This is a genomic window from Bacillus sp. GW823-FHT06B01, from assembly GCF_058952315.1.
In genome coordinates this window covers 57,412-82,037 of the sequence record NZ_JBXAHR010000004.1, presented here as the reverse complement: position 1 = coordinate 82,037, position 24,626 = coordinate 57,412, and the positions used below count along the sequence as shown (strand labels likewise).

The following is a 24,626-nucleotide window of genomic DNA, read 5'->3' as shown; positions in this document are numbered from 1 at the left end:
TAATTTGAATCCTCCTTATCATGAAGGATTTTTAGTTTATCATGTTAAAAAATTCGCATTACCTACTATAATTCAATCTTATTTCGAAGTCGTTTCACATAATTACGACTAACTGGAATCGGTTGCTCATCATATTTATCTAAATACAGATTATATGTGCCATTATAATAAGGTTTTAGTTCTTGTACATATGACATATTAATTAAATAACTTTTATGCACACGTAAAAAATCATATACATTTAGCTTATTTTCCAGCTCCTGAAGTGTATATGTTGAAATATACTGATTATTTGTTGTATAAATTGAAACCGTTTTATTTTCCTTATTTTTGCTTACATATACAATATCTTCAGGGAAAATATACCGAATTCCCTCTTGACCTTCTATCGGTAGTTTTCGCAAATAACTCTTTGCTTTTTCGCCTTGCTCTTTACACATTCTATATAAAAGGAATTGCAAATCTTCCTCACGAAATGGGCGTAGTAAATAATAAAATGCTTGAAACCGAAATGCCGTAATCGACTCTTCTATATCTTCACCCATAAAAATCAATTTCGTATAACAATTTACTTCCCGTAATAAACTCGCATATTCAAAACCAGTTCCATCTAGTAATTTTGAATTCAAGAAAACAAAATCTGGTGTATGCTTTTTCATGATCAATAATGATTCTGTTCCCGTATTCGCTTCAAAACATTCTACATTCCTTATATTTTCAGTAAATTTTTCAGCTAAACTTCTTCGCTCTTCTGCTTCTTCCATGATCAGTAAAATTTTCATTTCTTCAACCACCTAATTCTTTTGTCCATATGTCTTGTTGTATACATTCGCTTTTATAAGAAACATTCCCTTTTTCTTACTATACCATTATTTATCTAAAAAAACAGAAAAAAGGAAACCACAACGGTTCCCCCTACCCTTTCATTACATTATTTGTAGGAAGTAACCCCCACTGAATGCGAAGAAATGAATATTACTTCCCCAAAAACACAATTGGTGCTGGCTAATAATCAGCGAGGGATAAATCCCTCACCGATTAAACTTTCACCTTATACTAATTCTCGTTGCTTCGTTTCTTGCCCAAGTACAATTACAGCAACTACGCCAATTAAAATTGATCCACAGAAAATCGTAAATATTAGTGATAGTGAAGCCTGTGAAGCAACTAAATATCCTACTAATAGCGGTCCAAGAATACCACCAATACGACCGAATGCTGCTGCCATCCCTGCACCTGTACCACGAATAACCGTTGGATACTGTTCCGGTGTATAAGCGTATAATGCACCCCAAGCACCTAAATTAAAGAAGGATAGTAACATGCCTGCTACGATTAATACCGTTAATGACTCCGCCACTCCAAACAAATAAGCACTACATGCTGTACCGATTAAATACGTAACTAAAACGAACTTACGACCAAGTCGTTCAATAAACCAAGCAGCCGTGAAATATCCTGGCAATTGAGCTAACGTCATAATAAGTACGTACTGGAAACTTTTTATTAAACTAAATCCTTTTAATACCATCACACTAGGTAACCAAAGGAACATCCCATAGTACGAAAAGACAACAGAAAACCATAGAATCCATAACATAATTGTTGCCTTACGATATTCCCCAGACCAAACTGACTTTACATTTTCGATAACAGATGGTCTTTTTTCAGCCTTTTGAAATCTCGGAGAATCCGGTAAATTCCATCTTAAATATAAAGCATATAATGCCGGAACCGCGCTCAATACCATTGCAACTTCCCAACCATATTTCGGAATAACAAAATACGAGATAAGGGCTGCAATTAGCCATCCACCTGCCCAAAAGCTTTCTAATAGCACAACTATTTTGCCACGTTCATGCGCTTCAACGCTCTCTGATACTAATGTAGACGCAACTGGAAGCTCTCCGCCAAGCCCCATACCAATTAAAAATCGTAAAAAAAGGAACATCGCAAGTGTCGTCGTTAAAGCAGTTAAACCACTACCGATAGAAAATAGTAATAATGTAATAATAAAGACTGATTTCCGCCCTATTTTATCTGATAGTATTCCAAAAACGAGTGCTCCGACTGCCATACCAATCGAATTAATGCTGCCTATCCAGCCCATTTCTTGCGTACTTAATCCCCAATCTTTTTGCAGTGCTACCATTACAAATGAAAGCATTCCAACATCCATTGCATCAAATAACCATCCAAGCCCTGCTATACCAAGTAGCTTTCGCTTCGAAATTTCTTTCACCTTGCCCACAAGAAGTCCTCCTTACACAGCTGTCTTTACACATCATTTTACATGTGTGAATTGTATAAGTAAAATACTTTCGTTCAAAAAATTCTCCTTCATCATTCCCAAAAAATAAAATACTTATCACACTATTTGAGGGCAGTAAGACTCCCACCTCAAAATTCAGCTGAAACAAAAAGGTTAAATTGAAGACCAACTGCCATTAAACGTCCAATTGGTGAGGGTTAACCATCAGTGGTGGATGAGCAAAACCTCACTTTATTAAAAATGACCAAATAAAAAAGTAGCGATATTCCGCTACTTTTTCGAACGCATGACTTCTTTTAAAAATTCCGCTAATACTAACTGACGACGCCAGCGCGTTGGATTACTACACAATCTATAAAACCACTCTAAGTTAATCGCTTGAATCCATTTTGGTGCACGTTTTACCTCTCCAGCCCATACATCTAAACTTCCGCCCACTCCAACAGCCATCTTCGTTTCTAAACGATGCTTATTAGTTTGGATAAAATTCTCTTGTCTTGGGAAACCAAGCGCGACAAGTAATAAATCTGGTTTTGCTTCTTGAATACGAGAAACGATACTCTCTTCTTCTTCTTGTTTAAAGTACCCATCTTGTGTACCCACAATAGATACAGCTGAATATGTCTTCGTTAAATGATCTGCTGCAGCTTGTACAACATGCGATTTTGCACCAAGTAAGAAAACAGATACCGGTTTATTCTCCTCTGATAACTTTGCAAATAGATTACACATTAAATCAAAACCTGCTACACGTTCCTTTACAGGTGTACCTAACATACCACTTGCTTTTACAACTCCAATACCGTCAGGTGTAATTAAATCTGTATTTAATAATGTTTTATGGAATGTTTCATCCTTTTTTGCACACATAACAATTTCAGGATTTGCTGTTACTACCTGAAAAGTATGAGTTCGCTCCAATTCTAGTTGTCCCTTCAAATATTGGATCGTTTCATCCATTGTCATTGTAGAAAAAGGAACACCTAGAATATCAACCGTTTTTACTTCCATGATTAACTATCCTCTCTATTTCAGTAAAAGTTTTTTATATGCATTATAAGTATCTTCATACAAATTCTTTAGCGAGAAATGAGTAGATGCATGAGTATATAAAAGATTTCCCATCGCTTCTAATTCACCATTCAACCATTTTTCATAAGCATTTTCTAACGCGTTTGCTAACGAAGCCGCATCACCAATCGGTACAATCCATCCATACGTATCATCAACTATTAACTTCTTCATATCACCTACATTTGTTGCAATAGATGTTAAGCGTTGATTAGCCGCTTCTAATAAAACAAGAGGGAAGCTTTCGCTATAAGAGGTTAACAAATTAATGTGTGCAGATGCATATAATTCTTTTGAATCTGTACGAAAACCTAGAAAAATCACCTTATCCTCTAAGCCCTTTTGTTTCACCATCTCTTTTAATTCTGCTTCTATAGGTCCATCACCAAGCAAGAGCACCTTTATATTTGGAATTTTAATTTTTTGTAACGCTTCAAATAAAATATCATGACCTTTAACAGGATGAAGACGCGCTACTTGAACAGCTGTAAATACTCCTTCATCGATGCCAAATTCACTTTTATCATAAGGTTTTGCTGGAGTATTATCATACTCGATTCCATTATAAACCGTACAAATCTTCTCTTCTGGTACACCTAGTTTTATTATGTTTCTCTTAAAGTTTTCCGTAATTGCAAAGAATAAATCTACCTTCCTGAAAGAACGTAAATTTAACTTCGTAAACACCCACCCTTTTAATCCTCTCTTCATAAAATCCAACGTTGGATCACTATGGACAGTCATTATCCATTTTGCTTTTATACCTTTTTTCAAGAGGGAGAGATAGAAATTCGCTCGTGCGCCATGTGTATGCACAATGTCAAATTGATTTTCATTAATAAATGATTTTATTCTTGAAAGAATGGATAGGTCGTACCGAGATGATTGAGTAAAAACATGCACTTGAATACCAAGGTCTCTCGCTTCTCTAGCAATTGCACCTTCTTCAAATACCATTAATTCCACTTCTTTCTTCGGAAACTGAGATAAAAGTGAAATAATATGTGTTTTTCCTCCGCCCTCTTCTGCACCAGCATTTATATGTAACACTTTCATTTCCTATTTCCTCCACACTTTTTATTTTTACTTACTATAACAAAAATAAAAGCTAACATGCGCTAGCTTTTATTTTTTAATCATTCAATTTCCAAATCAACAAGTAGGTATGCGCTAATAAGGGCTAAATAAAAACTTACACCCGGTGCCATTAAAACATGACCAGCTATAAATGAAATACCTAAGGCTAAACCTATTCCGGTCATTATTAATACATATTTCACAGTGAATAATTGTTTAAATTTAGTCAATGCAAGTCTAATAATTTTAAATCCAAAGTATACAAAAGGTAGTAAAAGTAACACAAGTCCACCAATTCCAAATGAATAGAACCAATCATGGAAATCTCGTTCAATTAATTTCGGCTCACCTTTATAATTACCTGAATAACCCATACCTAATACTTTTTGAGAAAGAGGAGCTTTTTCATAGTACTCTTTATACTGCTGTTCAAATAATTCCCTGCCACTAAAAATAATAGCCTGTGTTTCCTCTTTCTGTTCTTTTTCTTTTTCAATTTCTTTCTCTTTTTCCGTCTCAATAACGTGAGGTTTATGTTCTTTCAATTCTTCTACTTGTTTCGCATTTTCTTCCTTCTTCTCATTTTGCAGCTTCTCAATTACTTGAAAATGTAGCCCCATATTTTTCATAAATGGTGAGAAAGGAGTGTATGCCATTACCCCTAGAAAAACAGTCATTGCAATCATACCATTTAATACATATGCATTTTTCTTCGCATCTTTACGTTGCATAAATGCCTGAATAAAACACATGATGAACGCAATAATCATTGTAGCAAAAATCGCTCCAAATCCAACCTTTGTACCAACGGCAAACAATGAAAAAATAATCAAAATAGAAGGAATCCAGCAATATATTTTAGACATACTAGTTGTTTTTTCAATAGAATATAAAACAACTATTGGACAAATAATCGCCAGAATTGAACCTAATTCATTCCCTGCATAAAACCATCCACGTGAACCAACCTTTAACCAATCATAACTGTTATAATCTGTTCCTGTTACAACTGAAACTACCATTACTATATTTATAATTAATGCTGCATAGGCAATATTGTTTCGCATTTTAAAATGCCTATTTTCTTTAAGTGATTTAAAGACCAAAATATAGCAAGTAAACATGATAAACGGATATAAAGATTTCGCTATAAACTTAATCTCTTCCCCTAATACGATAGGATCCTTAACCAATTTATTATTAATTAGTCCTATAGTGAAAAAAGCACCCATTCCAATTATATACAGCAAGTACTTAAGATTCCCTCTTTTCCTAGCTTGGAATACAATGTATATTCCTCCTAGGCCCATGACAAATAGACGCGCAAGAACTCCAATGGTTGTATCAATTTTTAAAACCATTATACAAAATGCCGTGAGTAAATCTAGAATTGGCTGTAACATTATAAAAATCAGTAAGAAATTTTCAAATTTACTACTTATACTGTTTTCCTTTAACATTTAAAGCCTCCATAACTATTACATAATTTCAACCTATAAAATAAACATTTTTTATTCATCTCAAATGTTTATTATAACATAACCTTATTGTTAAACTATCCGATTTATATACCAATTTTTATAATAGAAAAGGTAATAAATTTGTATTTTCAAACGCTTTCTTTCCTAATTTATTCTTTTTTTTTACACGTAAAGAAAATACATTGTTATTTCCAAAACTTTAGTGTATATTTTTTCTCTGGAACATCTTTATAAGGAAGGAATTAGAGCCATGTTATTAATCGATATATTTACGTTTCTTGGCATTATCGCCGCTGCCATTTCTGGTACATTAGTTGGTTTGAAAAAAGATTTAGATTTATTCGGTGTCCTTTGTTTAGCTGTAGCTACTGCGCTCGGCGGCGGTATTATTCGTGATATTATGATTGGTAACCTGCCTCCTGTCGCATTTGTAAAACCCATTTACTTTTTCGTAAGCGTATTATCAGCATTATTTACTTGTATGTTTTTTGAGCGCATCAATAAACTTCAAGTCGTTATTATGCTTTCTGATGCTGTTGGTTTAGGTGTATTCACAGCTATTGGTGCAAATGCAGCAATGTCACATCACGTTGACGCCTCGTTTTTAGTAGTTTCAATGGGCGTCATTACAGGTATTGGAGGCGGTATTTTGCGTGACATTTGCGCTCAAGATATCCCTTACGTATTCCGAAAAGAAATTTACGCAATCGCTTCTATCTTAGGAGCAATTAGCTTCCTAATCACACATGCAATGGGCGCGCACGTATTAGCCTTCTATGTTTGTTTATTAGTAACATTCGTTATTCGTGTCGTGACTGTAATATATAATGTACATTTCCCAGTTTTCTTTAAAACACACGCTAAGATTAATAAAGGCCATTAAGAGGATTCTACATAGAATTCTCTTAATTTATATACAATTCCATATACTGTAGAGTAATTTCATATAACAATATATAATTACGTTAGAATACAAAATTGAAAACGCTTTACAAACAGGGGGAAGAATGATGCTTGGGGTTTTTAAAAAAAATAAAACAAACACCAGTATAATTGAGTTAAGTAAAGGCCAACAAATAATATTTAATGTGCCTGCTAATTCTGAACTAAAAACTCAAATGGATATGCTACATATTTCGAAGGAAGATTTACAAATTGTAAAAGTATTACAGCCGTTTATTTATGAGGAAATAGATTGGATCACTGAAAAATTCTACACCAACATCACAAAACAACCTAATTTAATTGCCGTTATTGAACGCTACAGCTCTATTCCCAAATTAAAACAAACGTTAAAGACACATATTAAAGAATTGTTTAGCGGTAATATGTATGAAGATTTTATTGAACAACGTGCTAAAATTGCAAGAAGACATGTACAAATTGGTTTACATAGAAAATGGTATACTGCAGCCTATCAAGAATTATTCCGTTCCGTCATGAAGATTTTGCAAACTAAAATTTCAACAATAGAGGATTTTTCTTATTCTATAAATGTAATAAACAAATTATTTACATTAGAACAAGAACTTGTTATTGCGGCTTATGAATCCGAATATGAAAGAATTCAAAAAGAACATGAAAAAGAAAAAGAACTGACAGCTATGACGATTACACATATTGCAACAGAACTAGCAGCAGTATCTGAAAAAACAAGTTCTTCTATTCAACAGTTAACATCTAAATCAGAAAATATTGTAGGAATTGCAAAAACAGGTACATCATTAGCCACAACATCAGAAGAAAAGGCTAATAAAGGAAAAGAACAATTAAATCTGCAAAACAAACGTATGGAAAGCATTCAAACAAATATGGAAACTATCATTACTGATACTCGTGAACTTCTCGATATTTCTAATAAAATTAACGAAATCATTGATATCGTAAAATCAATCGCTGAGCAAACAAATTTACTAGCATTAAATGCTGCTATTGAATCTGCACGTGCTGGTGAATTCGGTAAAGGTTTTTCAGTCGTAGCGGGAGAAATTCGAAAGTTATCAGAGCAAACGAAAGAATCTATCTACAACGTTACAAAGCTCGTTGAAAAAACTAATAAACAAATTATCCACGTCTCTTCCTCCGTAGAACAAATTAGCTCTCTCGTATCTGAAGGGACAGATAGTATGCATGCGACAGATCAATATTTCCAAGAAATCGTAAAAGATATGTCTAACTCTAAAGACCAGAATAAAAAAATTGAAAATGAATTAGAAGTTATTTCACAGGTAATGAAGAGTATTCAAGACGACTCCTCAAAAATGGCCTTAACAGCGGATAGTTTGCAGCTAGAACTAAACCGATAAAGCAAACAAATATAAGGGTGGAGATTCTTCATCTCTCCTTTGTATGAACTCTAATCATCCATCTACAAAAAAAGAATCCAAAATGGATTCTTTTTATTTTCTGAAAAATATTTTTTGACAGTAAACATAACTCATATAAATACCAAAGCTTTGTAAAATAAACAAGGCTGGCACAATCATATTGTAATATGCCATATGTACTTGGAAAAGTCTTAACAACACATATCCACTAATTAACAATAAGAACAACATATATCCTTCATTTTGTTTTGTCTTAATAAGGAAATGTAATAATGCTATAGCCATAAATAATGTTACCATTATATATATAAGTTTTTCACATTTAAATAGAATAGAATTTACTCCCTCATCTGAAAACTGATTAATTACTGGTTTTAAAAGATTAAATCTTTCATCTTCAATCTCTTTTAACTTTTGATTAATGTGCTCTGATACACTTTGATTTTTCGTTATTTTTTCCTCACTTTGATTTTTCCCAATTAAAACAGATTGAACATACATCTCATTCGAAATCGTGTATTGGGACATCCCCATTGCCTTAATTCCGTAATTCACACAAAAATGAGCACTATAAAATAGAATTAGTATGCCTATCATCTTTAATAGCACTTTTTGTTTCGTTGCTGATTGAAAAAATTCAATTAACAACACATATACAGTGATAAAAATAGGAAGAAATAATCCCATTGGGAAAATCATATTGCTAAATGCAAAGAAGATTGCTGAAAACACCCACATATAAGGATGATCTAATCCTTTATATAAAAGTATGTAACAAGCAAAATAAAATAGAAATATTGCGAGCGATTCTTGTGTTAATAAGGAACTCATAAATATATTTGGGATATATAAAGCATAAAATACAGATGCAATACGACCACACTCTTCCCCAAAAATCATTGACGTAATGCGATAAATGAAGAATATGGTCCCTGTACAAAATAAAACATTAAATAGCTGTAAAGCAAATACCGTATCACCAAATATACGAATAATAATCGATTCATAAATGATAAAAGGTAACTGAGCTACATTCCCTATGTTATTACCAATTGCAACCTGCTTTGCAGATTCATACATTGCTTTCATATCACCAATCATTGGAACATCTATAAATATAACCATACTAAGTCTCACAACTATAGATGTGCCTATAAGAAAAATAAGAAATTGTTTATCTGTAAAACGATATTGTAAAATCGATGTTACTAACAAAATAAAGATAATAAAAATTACTAATATAATTGTTAAACTCATTGTACTTCCTTCAAAAAATTGCTTACTCGTTTCAAATGCTGACCAGCAACTATAAATAAAAAATGCGAGCATCGTACCAACCATTATTTTACTGGAGAAAGATGAAAAATTTGTTTGTATATGATTCATATGTCCATTGCACCTCTATTTCCATTCATAACACAACGATTCTATCATGAATGGGCACACAGCTGATAGGGAATTTATATAACAAATATGTATTCTTCACTTTTCACTTGCAATGTAAGCGAATCCTCTTTTACACTACATTTTAGACAAAATAAATTTTCTTTCAGTTGCATGAATATACTTGCAGAAGTATTCCTCCCCCTCTATCCATACCTTTTACTCATTTGAATATCTGGTAAAATCCAATAGGAACTAATACTCCTTTTATGTCATAAAGAACATGTCACTCTGATTGAAAACGTAACCTAGGGGCTGATTATATGGAAAAGAAATTTATGAGAGAATCAAAAGCAATTAAAACAACACGTGTTTTCCCAAACGATTTGAACAATCATCAAACTTTATTCGGTGGAAAATTATTAGCGGAAATTGATAGTATTGCTTCTATTGCAGCTGCCAGACATAGCAGAAAGCATTGCGTTACAGCATCTATTGATTCTGTTAATTTTTTAACACCAATTCAACAAGCTGATTCTGTTTGTTACGAAGCGTTTGTTTGTTATACTGGTAAATCATCTATGGAAGTATTTGTGAAGGTTATCGCAGAAAGCTTATTATTAGGAGAACGTCGCATCGCTGCTACTTGCTTCATTACATTCGTAGCTCTAAAAGATGGGAAACCTTCTTCGGTTCCGCAAGTACTGCCAGAAACTGAAGAAGAACATTGGTTGCACAAAACTGGTCTAGAACGTGCAGAAGACCGAAAAAAAGGACGTCTAAAAAGTAAAGAAATGGCTGAAGTACTAACTTTAAATAAACCTTGGAGCGTATAAAAAACAATTTCCTTCTGAGCGAATATGTAGTATATATATTCGCTCATTGCTTTGTAAACAATTCAAACATCCACTACGATTTTTATAGTCACCCCTTAACATATATATATCTATCTTAACTACGCATATCCATTCTTATTTTCTTTTTTATACAATTTATTTTATATTTATTTCTATACAAGCAATAGTTGATTTACAAAGTTTATGTAAGGTACACTTATACTCGTAATTAACAAATGAAGGTGATGATTTATTGCTCATATAAAAAACTATACCTTCAAAACTGTATATAAAATGTATTTCATTATACTAAAATTATTCACACTTCAAATGTATTTTTATATGGAGCCAAATAATGATCTCTAATAAGGGTTCTTAATACGATATAAATGATATTTTGATTAAATCGTATTACTTTAATGAAAAGGTGAAATCATGCAAAAATCAATTATTTCTAATATCTTTTATAAAATACTGCTCAATACATTTAATATTATACTCCCAATCTTAGTTGGTCCTTACGCGTATCGAATGCTAGGAGCCAATTCAATAGGAACTGTTAACTATGCTGAAACTATTTTTAATTATTTTTTCATATTCGCAGTATTTGGTGTATATCAATACGGACTACGTGAAATGAGTTTAATAAAAAATGATAAAAGTAAAGTTTCTAAGTTATTTACAAGTCTTTATGTAATTAACTTTACGACTAGTATTTTGGCCTTACTATCCTTTTTACTCTTTAGTTACATTGGATACGGTAACGAAAACTTATTCCCTGTCCTTCTAATCTTCGGCTTCAATTTCATTTCAAATATATTTTATGTGGAGTGGTTCAATGAAGCATATGAAAATTATGATTTCATTACTAAAAAAACAATTGTTGTTCGACTTATCTATGTTGGACTTCTTTTCTCTCTAGTTCATGGAGTGAATGATTATAAAACATTTGCCTGCTTATTAGTGATATCAACATTCTTAAATCATTTTATTAGTTTTATATATGTGAAACGCCAAGTTAAATTTGATTTTTCTAACTTAACGATTATTCCACATTTAAAACCCTTAGTATTAGTCGTTATTTTTTCAAATGCCAATATTTTATATACACAATTAGATCGACTTGTCTTAGGCGCATACGCAGGAAAAATAGAAGTCGCTTTCTATGTTATGGCTTTCCAAATTATGACTATCATCAATACACTTATGTTAAGTGTTGTACAAGTCACGATTCCAAGGCTTTCGTATTTATCTGGAAACGCAACTGAAAATGAATATGAATATTTATTAAATAGAATATCAAAGGTATATTTCATTACCTTATTTCCTGCGGCAATCGGTCTAATGCTCATTGCCCATAAGGCCGTCATTATTTATGGTGGAAAGGAATTCGCTCCCGCTGGTAATACTTTAATTATTTTTGCTTTTTATATGATCACAGTAGGTATTGAGTCTATCTTATCGAATCAAATTATTTATGTGAAAAAGAAAGAAAATATTTTGGTGCGCTTTTTATTTATTTGTGGATTCGTCAACTTAGCATCCAATATCGCATTAATATTTTTCGATATACTCACTCCCACAACAGCAATTTTCACAACAACCATTGCAAACATTGGATTAATTACTCTCGAATATATATATATAAAAAAGAAATTAAAAGTGAATTATACATTGTTTGATATTCAAAAACTTAAATACCTATTTTATTCTCTAACATTTTTACCAATAGCGTTTATTATAAAAAAGTTAGTCTCTGGACAAATCATACAATTCGCCCTAGTAATATTGATATGCGGATCAACATACATTCTTATCTTATTTGTAACAAAAGATGAGATTCTATTAGCTCTACTAGGAAAGCTACAAGTACGATTCAAAAAGGTGTAAACGCAACCTCTTAAAGGAGCTGTTAAAATTGAAATTTTCTTTGATTATGGCCACTTGTGGTAGACGTGATGATATTCTAGATCTACTAAAGTCACTTAAACAACAAACTTATAAAAACTTCGAACTTATTGTAGTAGATCAAAATGACATTCCAATCTCTGAGCTCTTTGAGGAATATACCAATAATTTTTCTATTAACTATATTTATACACCTATTAAAGGCCTATCTCGCGCAAGAAATATCGGCTTACAAGTAGCTGATGGCGATGTTATTGCTTTTCCAGATGATGATTGTATTTACGAAACGAATGTCTTAGAGAGCATAGTAGCAACGTTTAACTCAAATGCACATATTCAATTTATATCGACAAACACTACAAACGTTGAAAAAACAGGATCTTTAATACATGCGCCTGATAAAGATATCATTCTAAATAATAAGTATGGATTCATGGGCCCCTCTTTCGCTCTGTTTTTTACAAAACAATTTGTACAAGACGTTGGCACATTTAATGAAGATTTAGGTGTTGGATCTGGAACAATTTATGGCGCCGGTGAAGAGACTGATTTCGTACTACGAGGTATGAAAAAAAATTATATAGGTTTATTTAGAAAAAATCTTTTCGTGTACCATCCTGTAAAAGAGGATACTATAGATGAACAATCATTAAACAGAGCTATTTCTTACGCTGGTGGTTTTGGTAAAGTTATTCGTTTACATTATGGATTTCCTTACCTTGTACGTGCAGTCGTTGCCGCTACATTCCGCATGATGCAAAATATATTGAACAATAAACGTAAATTCCATGCAAATCGGGTAAGAGGCATTATCCGTGGATACTTTAAATAATTTTTATTTACCCTAAAAAAGGTGCAATCATTTTTAATAAACTGATTGTACCTTCTATTTATCTATCTTTCTATTATAGACAAAATAGTCTTTTCTACCCCTTCACGCTACGACGTTTTTGGTACTTCTCCAATAAATCTCTCATACTTATCACCATCATATATATATTTTTCAAAATAATGAAACATATTTTTTTGAAAAAATATACATTTTGAAATGATAGCATTATACGAAAGAATTTAGTATCATGATTCAAGATACTATTTCAAGTTGGACGGAGGATATTATGAGCTTATTAACAGTCGAAAAACTAGGACATACATTTGGCGATCGTACATTATTTAAAGATGTATCTATGCGATTACTAGCGGGTGAGCACGTTGGATTAGTTGGTGCAAATGGTGTTGGTAAATCAACATTTATGAATATTATTACTGGTCAACTTATCCATGATGAGGGCCGTGTAGAATGGACACCTGGTACAAATTACGGTTACTTAGATCAACATACAATTTTAACACCCGGTCGCACAATTCGTGATGTATTAGCCGATGCATTTCTACCTCTATTTCAAAAAGAAAAAGCTTTAAATGAAGTTACAGAAAAAATGGGCACTGCTACACCAGAAGAATTAGAGGAACTTCTTGAGCAAATGGCAGAAATACAAGATGCTCTTGAAGCAGGTGGTTTCTATTTATTAGATATTAAAATTGAGGAAGCAGCTCGTGGTCTTGGAATTGATGCAATCGGTTTAGATCGTGATGTTGCTGCATTAAGTGGTGGACAACGTACAAAAGTATTACTTGCAAAGTTACTACTTGAACAACCCGAAGTATTACTATTAGACGAACCTACCAACTATCTAGACGTTGAACATATTCATTGGTTAACAAGTTATTTAAAAGAATATCCACATGCCTTCCTATTAATTTCCCATGATACGGAATTTATGAATAAATGTGTTGATGTTATTTTCCATCTAGAATTCACAAAAATGACGCGTTATACAGCGACATATGAAAAATTCCTAGAGCTAGCGGAAATCAATAAAAATCAGCATATAAACGCTTATGAAAAACAACGCGAATTTATTAAAAAGCAAGAAGACTTTATTGCGAAGAACAAAGCTCGTTATTCAACGACGGGTCGTGCAAAGAGTCGTCAAAAACAACTTGATCGCATGGAGCGTATTGATCGTCCTGAAACAGCAATTAAGCCAGAATTCTCTTTCAAAGAGTGTCGCGCAAGTAGTCGTTTCGTCTTTGAAGGTGAAGATGTAGAAATCGGATATACACATCCATTATTACCAAAATTAACGATGACAATTGAACGCGGTGAAAAAATTGCAATTGTTGGATGTAATGGTGTTGGTAAATCAACATTACTAAAAACAATTTTAGGCAAGATTAAACCATTAAGTGGTAAAACAAGCCTTGGTGATTTCCTAACGCCATCATACTTCGAACAAGAAGTAAAAGCTGATAATATAACACCGATTGATGACGTGTGGAATACATTTCCTAGCATGGACCAACATCAAATCCGTGCAATGTTAGCAAAATGTGGTTTGAAAAATGAACATATCTCTCGCCCTCTAAATCAATTAAGTGGTGGTGAACAGGCAAAAGTTCGTTTATGTAAACTAATGGGAGAAGAAAGTAACTGGCTACTATTTGATGAGCCAACAAACCACCTTGATGTTACAGCAAAAGAAGAGCTTAAGAAAGCTATGAAAGCATATAAAGGAACGATTCTACTTGTATGTCACGAACCAGACTTTTATGAAGATTGGATAACAAAAGTTTGGGACGTAGAAGAATGGTCTCAACAAAACTCTTAATTTCTTAAAACAAGCCCTATGCAGACCAAGTTAAGTTTGCATAGGGCCATTTTCATTGAAATAACTTATAAAATTCATTAAGGAGTTTAAACATATAATGCAAAATACATTTTCTCTAAAAGCCAATGCATGTTTTGTAAAGTGTTTATTACTACTATGCCTATTTATTTATGCAGCCATAACATGGTATTCCATATCCATAATCGGAAGTACTTCCGGTTCTCGTTTCCTTGTTATAGTCCTGCCCCTTATTATAGGTTTACTCCTTTTACTTATTGGTTACATTGCGAATAAATATATGTCAAAAATAGTATTTACTATTTCACTTATTACTTTAGCTTTTTCGATTCGATTGATCTGGATTCTCAATATTCCAACCCCTATCGAATCTGACTTTGCAATGATGTACTATAGCGCAGTCCAAGCCGCTAAAGGCGACTTTAGTTTTGCTCAAAATACATACTATACTTCATGGGTGTATCAACTTGGTTTTACAATGTATCAAGCTTTTATTATAAATTTATTCGGAGAATCCCCTACACTGCTGAAGATTTTAAATGTTGCATATTCTACAGGAACAACATTACTGGTTTACATGATTACTTCAAAGGTATTTAATGAATGGTCTGGACGTATTGCAGGGGTAATATACTCGCTATATATCCCAAGCATTATAATGAGCTCTGTATTAACAAATCAACACCTTGCTACCTTCTTCTTTTACCTTGGTTTTTATATATTAATTACAAAGGGATTAAGCCATAAATATATGTGGATTTTTATAGGAATCTTCCTATCTCTAGGAGATATCATCCGTCCACTCGGTGCCTTAATTTTGATTGCCGTAACTATTTATACCTTTTTACAAGGAATATTAGGAAAATCAAAACAGAGTGTTTTCCATTCTATAAAAAAACTTGTTGGTATTTTCATCATTTTTTACCTTGTACATTATATTATTAGCTACATACTTATATCCACCGGTGTTACACAATATCCGCTCTCTAATCGTGATCCGCTCTGGAAATTCACAGTAGGGTTTAATCATGACACAAAAGGCGGTTATTCTGAGGAAGATGCAGAATATATTACATCCATTGAAATTGGTGAGGAACGGACAGTCGCTGAAAAAAAACTTATTCAAGAACGCATAGCTGATCCGAAAAAAGTTTTATCTTTATTTAAAGACAAGTTCATACTTATGTGGGCCGATTACGATTCAGCTCCGATGTGGAGTTTATTTGGATTAGAAAATAAAGACAATGATATAATCACATTAAAAGACAACCTTATAAAATACGAAAGATATATTTATGTTACCACCTTGCTATTTGGTATATTGTCACTTCTTTATCTTATAATAACTAAACAAAATGAAACTCCTTATACATTATTTTTACTACTAATAATTGGTTATGTAGCTATTCATTTCTTAATCGAATATCAAACAAGATATCGTTATTTCATCGTTCCTAGCTTTACGATTATTCAAAGCTATGGATTGTATATATGTCATATCCTAATAACAAAAAGAAACTCAATACAAGGTTTAAAATAAAAAGATTATTGAACTTTATATACACAATACAGATTATCTTATCGAATAATATAAAAGTACACCAAACATGCACAATGCCATATCAGCCCTTTGAAATATTCACGTAATAACACCCTTACACGATTTACAACAATATAAGGAAGCAGTATTCGTTCATTAATAAAAAAGGTAACAATGAAAACTATCATTGTTACCTTTTTATATTGTAATACCCCATAAGTCGTAAGCGAAATTCTTTTAAATTTGGGTATACGTCTAAATTAGACAACATCCCTTGAATGACCGGGATCCTTGGATTTTGCAATCTCATTTCTGCCTCCAAAACATCTAATGTAACAAGCAATTCCTCATCTTCTAGTTGATCAGCTAATGTACGTTTAAAAACAATAACTTCTTTTAAAAAGTGTTCCTTAACCTGCTCCTTAATAAGCTCTGATTTACAAAGAAATTCCCCAAGCTTTTCTTCATGTAACACAGGTTCTTCCGAAGATTCTACCAATCCATCTACTAAATCATCTACTCTTTTCAAAATAAATGCAGAAACGTAAGATAAGTCAATTTCTGGTGCTTGTAAAATGATTAGTTCTAAATATCCACGGCATATACCTTCTACCATAATGACTAAATCTAATAAATAAGGCATAACCTTGTCACCATAAATAGACAATAAACTATTCCGATAAAATGCGTGAGACTCTAACTTCATCCTCATCATAAACTCTTCTACTTCTTTATTAAAAGGTATAGCATTTTCCCTCGCATGCATAATAATAAATTCTTTATGCTTTTGTATATCGTTAAACTGACAATGCAATTGCTTTGCAAATTTTTCACGCGGCAATAACGATTCATTTTCAATATCCAGCATTTTATTTTGAATCTTGTCATAGTAATATCGAAGTGTTGCTAATAAAAGCTCATCTTTCGATTTAAAGTATAAATAGAAAGCTCCCTTAGATATGCCACAAGCTGTCACAATTTCCTGTACTGATGTCGCATTTACACCCTTAGTCGCAAATAACTTCATAGCCATCTCTATAATTAAGCGCTCTTTTTCTTTCATATCATGTCTCTCCTAAATTTAATCTCGCATCTTATTATGAATTTATTATACCATCCCTTTTCATTGACGGCTGACCGATCAGTCAGTTATATTATGTATTAGACTGACCAGTTGGTCAATACAATACAAAGGGAGCGCAAACATGAACAAAATTATTAATTTCTCGTTAAAAAATAAGTTCGCAGTTTGGCTACTAACCATTATTGTTACCATTGCAGGTATTTATTCTGGGCTGAATATGAAGCTGGAAACAATTCCTGATATTACAACACCTGTTGTAACAGTAACTACGGTTTATCCTGGTGCTACACCAGAAGAAGTAGCTGACAAAGTTTCAAAACCGATGGAAGAGCAACTACAAAATTTAAGTGGTGTAAACGTTGTTAGTTCATCATCTTATCAAAACGCATCTTCTATTCAGATAGAATATGATTTTGATAAAAATATGGAAAAGGCTGAAACAGAAATTAAAGAAGCTCTCACAAATGTGAAACTCCCAGAAGGTGTAAAAGACCCGAAAGTTTCACGTGTAAACTTCAATGCCTTTCCAGTTATTTCGTTAAGCGTAGCAAGTAAAAATGAATCTTTAGCTGCCTTAACTGAAAATGTAGAAAAAAATGTTGTTCCTGGATTAAAAGGACTTGATGGGGTCGCATCTGTTCAAATTTCAGGTCAACAAGTAGATGAAGTACAACTTGTCTTCAAGAAAGATAAGATGAAAGAATTAGGTTTAAGTGAAGATACTGTAAAAAATGTAATTAAAGGATCGGACGTATCTTTACCACTTGGCTTATATACATTTAAAGACACAGAAAAATCAGTTGTTGTAGATGGAAATATTACAACAATAAAAGCATTAAAAGAATTAAAGATCCCAGCTATACCTTCATCACCGAGCGGTCAAGGTAGTCAAAACGCTGGAGCTGGTACACAAACGCCGCAAATGAATCCAGCGGCTATGAACGGGATTCCGACAGTTACATTAGATGAAATTGCTGAAATTAAAGAAGTCGGAAAAGCAGAATCTATTTCTCGAACAAATGGAAAAGAAGCAATTGGAATTCAAATTGTGAAAGCTGCTGACGCGAATACTGTTGATGTTGTAAATGCAGTGAAAGATAAAGTAAAAGACCTTGAGAAAAAATATAAAGACTTAGAGATTATTTCAACATTCGACCAAGGTGCACCGATTGAGAAATCAGTAGAAACAATGCTGAGCAAAGCTATTTTTGGTGCTATATTTGCGATTGTTATTATTATGCTGTTCCTACGAAATATCCGAACAACATTAATCTCTGTCGTTTCCATACCACTTTCTTTATTAATTGCTGTATTAGTCATAAAGCAAATGGATATTACGCTTAATATTATGACACTTGGAGCAATGACAGTCGCTATTGGCCGCGTCGTCGATGACTCCATTGTTGTTATTGAAAATATTTACCGACGAATGTCGTTATCAGAAGAGAAACTGCGCGGAAAAGATTTAATTCGTGAAGCTACGAAGGAAATGTTTATCCCAATTATGTCTTCTACCATTGTAACAATTGCTGTATTCTTACCGCTTGGACTAGTAAAAGGTATGATTGGTGAAATGTTCTTACCATTTGCCTTAACTATCGTCTTCGCTTTATTAGCATCGTTACTAGTAGCAGTTACAATCGTGCCGATGTTAGCTCACTCTTTATTTAAAAAAGAGAGCATGAGGGAAAAAGAAGTACATCATGAAGAAAAACCAAGTAAATTAGCAAACGGGTATAAACGCATACTTGCATGGGCTTTAAATCATAAAATCACCACATCAAGCATTGCTGTCCTTCTATTAGTTGGTAGTCTTGCACTTGTGCCAATTATCGGTGTAAGTTTCTTACCATCTGAAGAAGAAAAAATGATCATTACAACGTACAACCCTGAACCAGGTCAAACGTTAGAAGATGTTGAAAAAATTGCAACGAAAGCTGAGAAGCACTTCCAAGATAATAAAGACGTCAAAACAATTCAATTCTCATTAGGTGGCGAAAACCCAATGAGTCCTGGTCAATCAAATCAAGCAATGTTCTTCGTGCAATATGATAACGACACGAAAAACTTCGAAAAAGAAAAAGAGCAAGTCGTTAAAGATTTACAGAAGATGTCTGGAAAAGGCGAATGGAAAAACCAAGACTTCGGAGCGAGTGGCGGTAGTAATGAAATTAAACTATACGTTTACGGAGATAGCTCGGAAGACATTAAACCTATCGTCAAAGATATTCAAAATATCATGAAGAAAAATAAAGACTTAAAGGATATTGACTCTAGTATTGCAAAAACGTATGCAGAGTACACTTTAGTCGCAGATCAGGAAAAACTAAGTAAAATGGGTCTAACAGCTGCGCAAATTGGAATGGGACTTTCTAATCAACATGATCGCCCTGTTCTGACAACAATTAAAAAAGACGGTAAAGATGTCAATGTATATGTAGAAGCTGAAAAACAAAATTATGAAACAATCGATGACTTAACAAATCGTAAAATTACAACGCCACTTGGTACTGAAGTGGCTGTGAAAGATGTTATGACTGTAAAAGAAGGTGAAACTTCGAATACAGTGAAACACCGCGATGGCCGTGTTTATGCAGAAGTAAGTGCAAAACTAACATCTGATGACGTTTCAAAAGCATCTGCGGCTGTTCAAAAGGAAGTAGATAAAATGGATCTTCCTTCCGGTGTAGATGTTTCTATGGGCGGTGTTACAAAAGATATTGAAGAATCATTCAAGCAACTTGGCTTAGCGATGTTAGCTGCGATTGCCATTGTATACTTCGTTCTTGTCGTTACATTTGGCGGTGCCCTTGCACCATTCGCAATTTTATTCTCGCTACCATTCACAATTATCGGTGCTCTTGTTGCCTTATTAATTTCTGGTGAAACGTTAAGTGTCTCTGCAATGATTGGTGCACTTATGTTAATCGGTATCGTTGTAACAAACGCAATCGTGCTTATCGACCGTGTTATTCATAAAGAAAATGAAGGTCTATCAACACGTGAAGCTTTATTAGAGGCTGGTGCTACACGCCTTCGCCCTATTTTAATGACTGCAATTGCAACAATCGGTGCTCTTATCCCACTTGCATTAGGATTTGAAGGTAGCGGCTTAATTTCTAAAGGACTTGGTGTAACAGTAATTGGTGGATTAACAAGTTCAACGTTATTAACACTTCTTATTGTTCCAATCGTTTATGAAGTATTAAGCAAGTTCAAAAAGAAAAAAGCAAAATAACAAAAAATAACCTCGCAGTTAGCGAGGTTATTTTTTATTTCCGAATAAGATTAGAAAATCACCATATCCTTCTTTCTCTAATTCCTCTTTTCGGATAAATCGAAGGGCTGCGGAATTAATACAGTAACGAAGACCATTTGGTCCTGGGCCATCTGGGAATACATGACCTAGATGTGAATCTCCCTCTTTGCTTCTCACTTCTGTACGCGTCATATTATGACTGACATCCATTTTTTCTTTCACACTTGCTGACATGACTGGCTTCGTAAAACTAGGCCATCCACACCCACTATCAAACTTATCTAAAGAAGTAAATAACGGTTCTCCTGAAACGATATCTACATAAAGACCTTCTTCATTATGATTCCAATACTCATTTCGAAATGGCGGTTCTGTACCATTTTCCTGTGTTACATAAAACTGCATCTCATTGAGTTTTTCTTTTAAATGAGTATTATCTTTTGGCCAATGTTGTTTAATAAAAGCATCTCGTCCCGATCCTTTACGGTATAACTCATAGCGGAATGTATTTTTCTTATGATATCCTTGGTGATAGTCTTCAGCTGGATAAAACGTAGCTGCTGGTAATATTTTTGTCGCAATTGGTTTTGAAAAGCGTCCACTCTTTGCAAGCTCTTCTTTTGAAGCCTCTGCTTTTTTATGTTGTTCTTCATTGTGATAAAAAATTACTGTTTCGTAAGACTGTCCACGATCGTGAAATTGTCCTCCTATATCAGTCGGATCAATTTGTCTCCAATATATATTTAATAACTCCTCATACGGCATTTTATTTGTATCAAATGTAATTTGTACTACCTCATAATGTCCCGTCGTTTCTGAACATACTTCTTTATATGTTGGACTCTCTTTATGACCACCTGTATAACCAGAAACAACCTTTATAATTCCTTCCATCTCTTCAAATGGCGAAACCATACACCAGAAGCACCCTCCAGCAAATGTAGCTAACTCTACCTTTTCATTTACAGCCATTATTTCACCCCTATTCTATCTTCTGCTTACAGTATGGCATAAAAAACATCATGTTATAAAAGAAAAAGCATCGAACATCGATGCTTTTTCTTTACTTCACCTTATTTTTTCTGGCATCATTCTCTATTTCATCACTTGTCACATCTAAGACATCTAATAAGAAAATGAAGATTGGAATACCGATAATTAATCCCCATACACCTAAGAAGTGTTCTGAGAAGATTAATACCATAAATGTATAGAAGATCGGTAAGTTTGTTTTTTGCGACATGAACTTCGGATTTAACACGTAACTTTCAAGCGCATGAATTACTGTTACGATAATTAAAATATAAACAACGTACATAATACCGCCAATATTGTAAGCAATCATACAAAGCGGGAATAACGAAATGATAACCCCAGCTACTGGAATTAAACCGAGTAAGAAGATCATTAACGCTAAACCTAATAATTGCGGGAATCCTAATATCCATAGTGCAATAACGGATAAAACACAGTTAACAACTGCAATTAAAAATTGTGCTTCGATTACTTTTCCGAATGAACGTGCAAATTTCTTACCGAAGTACTCAATTTCAGTATAGAAAATTGCAAGTCGGCTTTCTTTAAATTTTGCAGTAAAAGCAACGATCCGAGCTTTCTCCAATAAGAAAAATAAACTTAAAATTAAAGAAAGTAACACTTGAAGGCCAAATTTCCCAACATTCGTAATCGATTTATACAAAATGTCAACGCCTTGTCCTACATATTTCGAAAGTTCCATATGATTGACAGCATTAACTGCATACTTAATTAATTCACTATCCGGTGGGTTTCTTAAAAATACGTTAAATTGATAAATCAATTGTGAAATTTGTATCGTTAATACTGGTAAATATTTAAATAGCGTAATAGCAATTCCACCAATTAACATTACATATAGAAACGCTATAATAATTTTTCGGTTAATGGGCATGAAATGATCTAATTTGCGAGAAATAAACTTTTGGAATCGATCCATTAAATATGTGAGAATAAACGTAATTAAAATTAAATTCAACATACTTTGCAGCCCGTATAACACGAGAGCAAGTATTACTAATACGAGAAACCTCTGAAATCCTTTGCTTTGAAACAGGTTTTTTATTTGCATAATCGACGAGTACTCTCTCCTGTCCTATAAAGTAAAACGTTAATAAGTAGATTTTTTCTCTCTTCTCTACCTTTAATTATTCATTCATATAAAGATTTTTATAAGCTTATTATAGATCTCTCTTAGCAGATCCTATAGTAGCTTACTTCTTATTTTACAATACAATGACCTAATTCAAAACGTATTCTACACAGTATTAATGAAGATTTAAGGAAACTTACATTTTATTAACATAGGTCTTACCACTACTGTAACATAAAAAGCAAGCTATCAGTAGAAATCTGTCCTACAAATAGCTTGCTTTTCTCGTTTTTTTAAGTAAGTTTTACTATCCAATGAATGGCATAAACATCGGTATGACAACTACAGTTACAACCCCAACTACTGTTACAGCAATACTTGCCATAGCTGCCTCTACTTCACCCATTTCAATTCCTACTGCCACTCCTAATGCGTGACCTGCTGTTCCAAGTGCTAAACCTTTTGCAATTGGATGTTTTACTCTAAATGTTTTTAAAAATAATGCTCCTAATGCGTATACAATAACTGCGTTAAAAATAACTGCAAACGATGTAATTGCTGGTATACCACCAATACTTTCAGAGATTGGTAATGCAATTGCTGTTGTTGCTGCTTGTGGTAACATTGAATTCATTACTGCTGTATCTAAACCAATTGCTTTTGCAACAATAAACACGACAATTACTGAGCAAATAGATCCAACCACGATAGCCGATAAAATTTGCCACCAATATTTTTTTAACTTATCCACTTGTTTATATAATGGAATTGCAAACGCGATTGTTGCTGGTTCTAAGAAGAAGCTAATCATTTTTCCGCCAGTATTATATTCTTCAAAAGTAAAGTTACCTACTTTTAGAAAGACAATCCCTAATACCATCGCTACGAATAATGGTGTGAATAAGAAGAATCCTTTTGAATACTTAAATAATAATGTTCCGATTCCGTATGCGATTAATGAAACGACGATTCCGAAATATGGAGTCATTGTGCTTGCCATGTTCATTCCCTCCTAGCAATATATACTAAATTGGTTACGCAACTTTTCCGTGCTTGCGTCCTTTATTTACTACTTTCAATTCTTTCGTATCTTCTATTTCTTTATCGTCTTTTCCTAAAATAAATTGTGCAAATAATCCTGTTACAGCGAGTAAAATAATTGTTGCGACAACGATTACAGTTAAAATTTGTACAAAATATTGTCCCATTACACCGAGAGAATTAATAACCGAAATACCTGATGGAACGAAAAGGAATCCGATAATACCTGTTAAAGCCGTTCCGAGTGATTCAACTTGTTCCAATTTAATAACTTTTAAACATAATAGGCTAAATAAAATAACTAATCCGATCACCGATGAAGGCATCGGAATTGGTAAATGCGTTGCAATAATATTAGAAACTAACATAATAGCTGAAAATATGAATGCTTGTGATAAGAAACTATATACTTTTTTCGTACTCATTTTGGCCACCTCTTTCGATTTGGTACCTTTATTGTATAAGATAAAAACAAAACTGTAAGCGTTTGCATATCGGAACGTCAAATATACAAAATTAGTTACAAAAA

At 33.2% G+C, this 24,626-nt stretch carries 19 protein-coding genes and 1 pseudogene; 9 read left to right on the top strand and 11 right to left on the bottom strand.

Annotated elements, in window-relative coordinates:
* Positions 1 to 65: 65 nt before the first annotated feature.
* From AC1Q8N_RS18970 to AC1Q8N_RS18950, 5 genes are all read right to left on the bottom strand, one after another.
* Positions 66 to 782 (bottom strand): LytR/AlgR family response regulator transcription factor, encoded by a 717-nt coding sequence (locus AC1Q8N_RS18970; protein ID WP_048542790.1) that lies wholly within the window; start codon positions 780 to 782, stop codon positions 66 to 68.
* A gap of 269 nt (positions 783 to 1,051) precedes the next feature.
* The gene (locus AC1Q8N_RS18965) at positions 1,052 to 2,251 is read right to left on the bottom strand and encodes an MFS transporter (RefSeq protein ID WP_098067639.1); all 1,200 of its coding nucleotides are present in this window, start codon (positions 2,249 to 2,251) and stop codon (positions 1,052 to 1,054) included.
* Between the two features lie 291 nt (positions 2,252 to 2,542).
* Entirely contained in the window at positions 2,543 to 3,283 is a 741-nt protein-coding gene (locus AC1Q8N_RS18960; protein ID WP_048542796.1) for a WecB/TagA/CpsF family glycosyltransferase, read from the bottom strand.
* A gap of 15 nt (positions 3,284 to 3,298) precedes the next feature.
* The gene (locus AC1Q8N_RS18955; RefSeq protein WP_098067640.1) at positions 3,299 to 4,399 is read right to left on the bottom strand and encodes a glycosyltransferase family 4 protein; all 1,101 of its coding nucleotides are present in this window, start codon (positions 4,397 to 4,399) and stop codon (positions 3,299 to 3,301) included.
* An 80-nt stretch (positions 4,400 to 4,479) separates the two neighbouring features.
* Positions 4,480 to 5,880: an O-antigen ligase family protein gene (locus AC1Q8N_RS18950; RefSeq protein ID WP_404519947.1), complete on the bottom strand. Its 1,401-nt coding sequence runs from the start codon at positions 5,878 to 5,880 to the stop codon at positions 4,480 to 4,482.
* A 271-nt stretch (positions 5,881 to 6,151) separates the two neighbouring features.
* Between AC1Q8N_RS18950 and AC1Q8N_RS18945 the strand changes: the two genes are divergently transcribed.
* The 3 genes and pseudogenes from AC1Q8N_RS18945 to AC1Q8N_RS18935 all read left to right on the top strand — a co-directional run bounded on the left by AC1Q8N_RS18945 (position 6,152) and on the right by AC1Q8N_RS18935 (position 8,207).
* Positions 6,152 to 6,784 carry a trimeric intracellular cation channel family protein gene (locus AC1Q8N_RS18945; RefSeq protein WP_000924371.1) on the top strand — a complete coding sequence of 211 codons (633 nt, stop codon included), beginning with the start codon at positions 6,152 to 6,154 and terminating at the stop codon, positions 6,782 to 6,784.
* Between the two features lie 124 nt (positions 6,785 to 6,908).
* Positions 6,909 to 7,403 (top strand): annotated as a pseudogene (locus tag AC1Q8N_RS18940) (protoglobin family protein); the annotation flags it as partial.
* A 102-nt stretch (positions 7,404 to 7,505) separates the two neighbouring features.
* A complete protein-coding gene (locus AC1Q8N_RS18935) occupies positions 7,506 to 8,207 on the top strand; it encodes a methyl-accepting chemotaxis protein (protein WP_371273001.1) in 702 nt (233 codons plus the stop codon).
* 93 nt (positions 8,208 to 8,300) lie between these two features.
* Here the strand turns inward: AC1Q8N_RS18935 and AC1Q8N_RS18930 are convergent, their stop codons facing one another.
* Positions 8,301 to 9,614: an ArnT family glycosyltransferase gene (locus AC1Q8N_RS18930; RefSeq protein ID WP_404519949.1), complete on the bottom strand. Its 1,314-nt coding sequence runs from the start codon at positions 9,612 to 9,614 to the stop codon at positions 8,301 to 8,303.
* Between the two features lie 320 nt (positions 9,615 to 9,934).
* Here AC1Q8N_RS18930 and AC1Q8N_RS18925 point away from each other — a divergent pair, with 320 nt between their 5' ends.
* The 5 genes from AC1Q8N_RS18925 to AC1Q8N_RS18905 all read left to right on the top strand — a co-directional run bounded on the left by AC1Q8N_RS18925 (position 9,935) and on the right by AC1Q8N_RS18905 (position 16,585).
* Entirely contained in the window at positions 9,935 to 10,447 is a 513-nt protein-coding gene (locus AC1Q8N_RS18925) for an acyl-CoA thioesterase (RefSeq protein WP_000412137.1), read from the top strand.
* 435 nt (positions 10,448 to 10,882) lie between these two features.
* Positions 10,883 to 12,337 carry an oligosaccharide flippase family protein gene (locus AC1Q8N_RS18920; RefSeq protein WP_048542803.1) on the top strand — a complete coding sequence of 485 codons (1,455 nt, stop codon included), beginning with the start codon at positions 10,883 to 10,885 and terminating at the stop codon, positions 12,335 to 12,337.
* 28 nt (positions 12,338 to 12,365) lie between these two features.
* Complete coding sequence (locus AC1Q8N_RS18915) at positions 12,366 to 13,187, top strand: glycosyltransferase family 2 protein (RefSeq protein WP_048542805.1); 822 nt, start codon at positions 12,366 to 12,368, stop codon at positions 13,185 to 13,187.
* Between the two features lie 247 nt (positions 13,188 to 13,434).
* Entirely contained in the window at positions 13,435 to 15,027 is a 1,593-nt protein-coding gene (locus AC1Q8N_RS18910) for an ABC-F family ATP-binding cassette domain-containing protein (protein ID WP_003295909.1), read from the top strand.
* A 97-nt stretch (positions 15,028 to 15,124) separates the two neighbouring features.
* Entirely contained in the window at positions 15,125 to 16,585 is a 1,461-nt protein-coding gene (locus AC1Q8N_RS18905; protein WP_098827577.1) for an ArnT family glycosyltransferase, read from the top strand.
* Between the two features lie 190 nt (positions 16,586 to 16,775).
* Here the strand turns inward: AC1Q8N_RS18905 and AC1Q8N_RS18900 are convergent, their stop codons facing one another.
* The gene (locus AC1Q8N_RS18900) at positions 16,776 to 17,648 is read right to left on the bottom strand and encodes a TetR/AcrR family transcriptional regulator (RefSeq protein WP_404519952.1); all 873 of its coding nucleotides are present in this window, start codon (positions 17,646 to 17,648) and stop codon (positions 16,776 to 16,778) included.
* A gap of 142 nt (positions 17,649 to 17,790) precedes the next feature.
* On the opposite strand from AC1Q8N_RS18900, the gene AC1Q8N_RS18895 reads away from it, so the two are divergent.
* Positions 17,791 to 20,907 (top strand): efflux RND transporter permease subunit, encoded by a 3,117-nt coding sequence (locus AC1Q8N_RS18895; RefSeq protein ID WP_404519954.1) that lies wholly within the window; start codon positions 17,791 to 17,793, stop codon positions 20,905 to 20,907.
* 27 nt (positions 20,908 to 20,934) lie between these two features.
* On the opposite strand, the gene msrB is transcribed toward AC1Q8N_RS18895, so the two are convergent.
* The 4 genes from msrB to lrgA all read right to left on the bottom strand — a co-directional run bounded on the left by msrB (position 20,935) and on the right by lrgA (position 24,522).
* Positions 20,935 to 21,900 (bottom strand): peptide-methionine (R)-S-oxide reductase MsrB, encoded by a 966-nt coding sequence (gene msrB / locus AC1Q8N_RS18890; RefSeq protein ID WP_404519956.1) that lies wholly within the window; start codon positions 21,898 to 21,900, stop codon positions 20,935 to 20,937.
* A gap of 91 nt (positions 21,901 to 21,991) precedes the next feature.
* A complete protein-coding gene (locus tag AC1Q8N_RS18885; protein ID WP_048542816.1) occupies positions 21,992 to 23,035 on the bottom strand; it encodes an AI-2E family transporter in 1,044 nt (347 codons plus the stop codon).
* Between the two features lie 328 nt (positions 23,036 to 23,363).
* Positions 23,364 to 24,056, bottom strand: coding sequence for an antiholin-like protein LrgB (gene lrgB / locus AC1Q8N_RS18880; RefSeq protein ID WP_079519763.1), 693 nt, complete (start codon positions 24,054 to 24,056; stop codon positions 23,364 to 23,366).
* 34 nt (positions 24,057 to 24,090) lie between these two features.
* The gene (gene lrgA / locus AC1Q8N_RS18875; RefSeq protein WP_000104908.1) at positions 24,091 to 24,522 is read right to left on the bottom strand and encodes an antiholin-like murein hydrolase modulator LrgA; all 432 of its coding nucleotides are present in this window, start codon (positions 24,520 to 24,522) and stop codon (positions 24,091 to 24,093) included.
* Positions 24,523 to 24,626 lie beyond the last annotated feature (104 nt).

Coding starts and splice junctions, on each gene's coding strand:
- AC1Q8N_RS18970 (WP_048542790.1), bottom strand. CDS start 782: ATGAAAATTTTACTGATCATGGAAGAAGCAGAAGAGCGAAGAAGTTTA.
- AC1Q8N_RS18960 (WP_048542796.1), bottom strand. CDS start 3,283: ATGGAAGTAAAAACGGTTGATATTCTAGGTGTTCCTTTTTCTACAATG.
- AC1Q8N_RS18955 (WP_098067640.1), bottom strand. CDS start 4,399: ATGAAAGTGTTACATATAAATGCTGGTGCAGAAGAGGGCGGAGGAAAA.
- AC1Q8N_RS18950 (WP_404519947.1), bottom strand. CDS start 5,880: ATGTTAAAGGAAAACAGTATAAGTAGTAAATTTGAAAATTTCTTACTG.
- AC1Q8N_RS18945 (WP_000924371.1), top strand. CDS start 6,152: ATGTTATTAATCGATATATTTACGTTTCTTGGCATTATCGCCGCTGCC.
- AC1Q8N_RS18935 (WP_371273001.1), top strand. CDS start 7,506: ATGACGATTACACATATTGCAACAGAACTAGCAGCAGTATCTGAAAAA.
- AC1Q8N_RS18930 (WP_404519949.1), bottom strand. CDS start 9,614: ATGAATCATATACAAACAAATTTTTCATCTTTCTCCAGTAAAATAATG.
- AC1Q8N_RS18925 (WP_000412137.1), top strand. CDS start 9,935: ATGGAAAAGAAATTTATGAGAGAATCAAAAGCAATTAAAACAACACGT.
- AC1Q8N_RS18920 (WP_048542803.1), top strand. CDS start 10,883: ATGCAAAAATCAATTATTTCTAATATCTTTTATAAAATACTGCTCAAT.
- AC1Q8N_RS18910 (WP_003295909.1), top strand. CDS start 13,435: ATGATTCAAGATACTATTTCAAGTTGGACGGAGGATATTATGAGCTTA.
- AC1Q8N_RS18905 (WP_098827577.1), top strand. CDS start 15,125: ATGCAAAATACATTTTCTCTAAAAGCCAATGCATGTTTTGTAAAGTGT.
- AC1Q8N_RS18900 (WP_404519952.1), bottom strand. CDS start 17,648: ATGAAAGAAAAAGAGCGCTTAATTATAGAGATGGCTATGAAGTTATTT.
- AC1Q8N_RS18895 (WP_404519954.1), top strand. CDS start 17,791: ATGAACAAAATTATTAATTTCTCGTTAAAAAATAAGTTCGCAGTTTGG.
- msrB (WP_404519956.1), bottom strand. CDS start 21,900: ATGGCTGTAAATGAAAAGGTAGAGTTAGCTACATTTGCTGGAGGGTGC.
- AC1Q8N_RS18885 (WP_048542816.1), bottom strand. CDS start 23,035: ATGCAAATAAAAAACCTGTTTCAAAGCAAAGGATTTCAGAGGTTTCTC.
- lrgB (WP_079519763.1), bottom strand. CDS start 24,056: ATGGCAAGCACAATGACTCCATATTTCGGAATCGTCGTTTCATTAATC.
- lrgA (WP_000104908.1), bottom strand. CDS start 24,522: ATGAGTACGAAAAAAGTATATAGTTTCTTATCACAAGCATTCATATTT.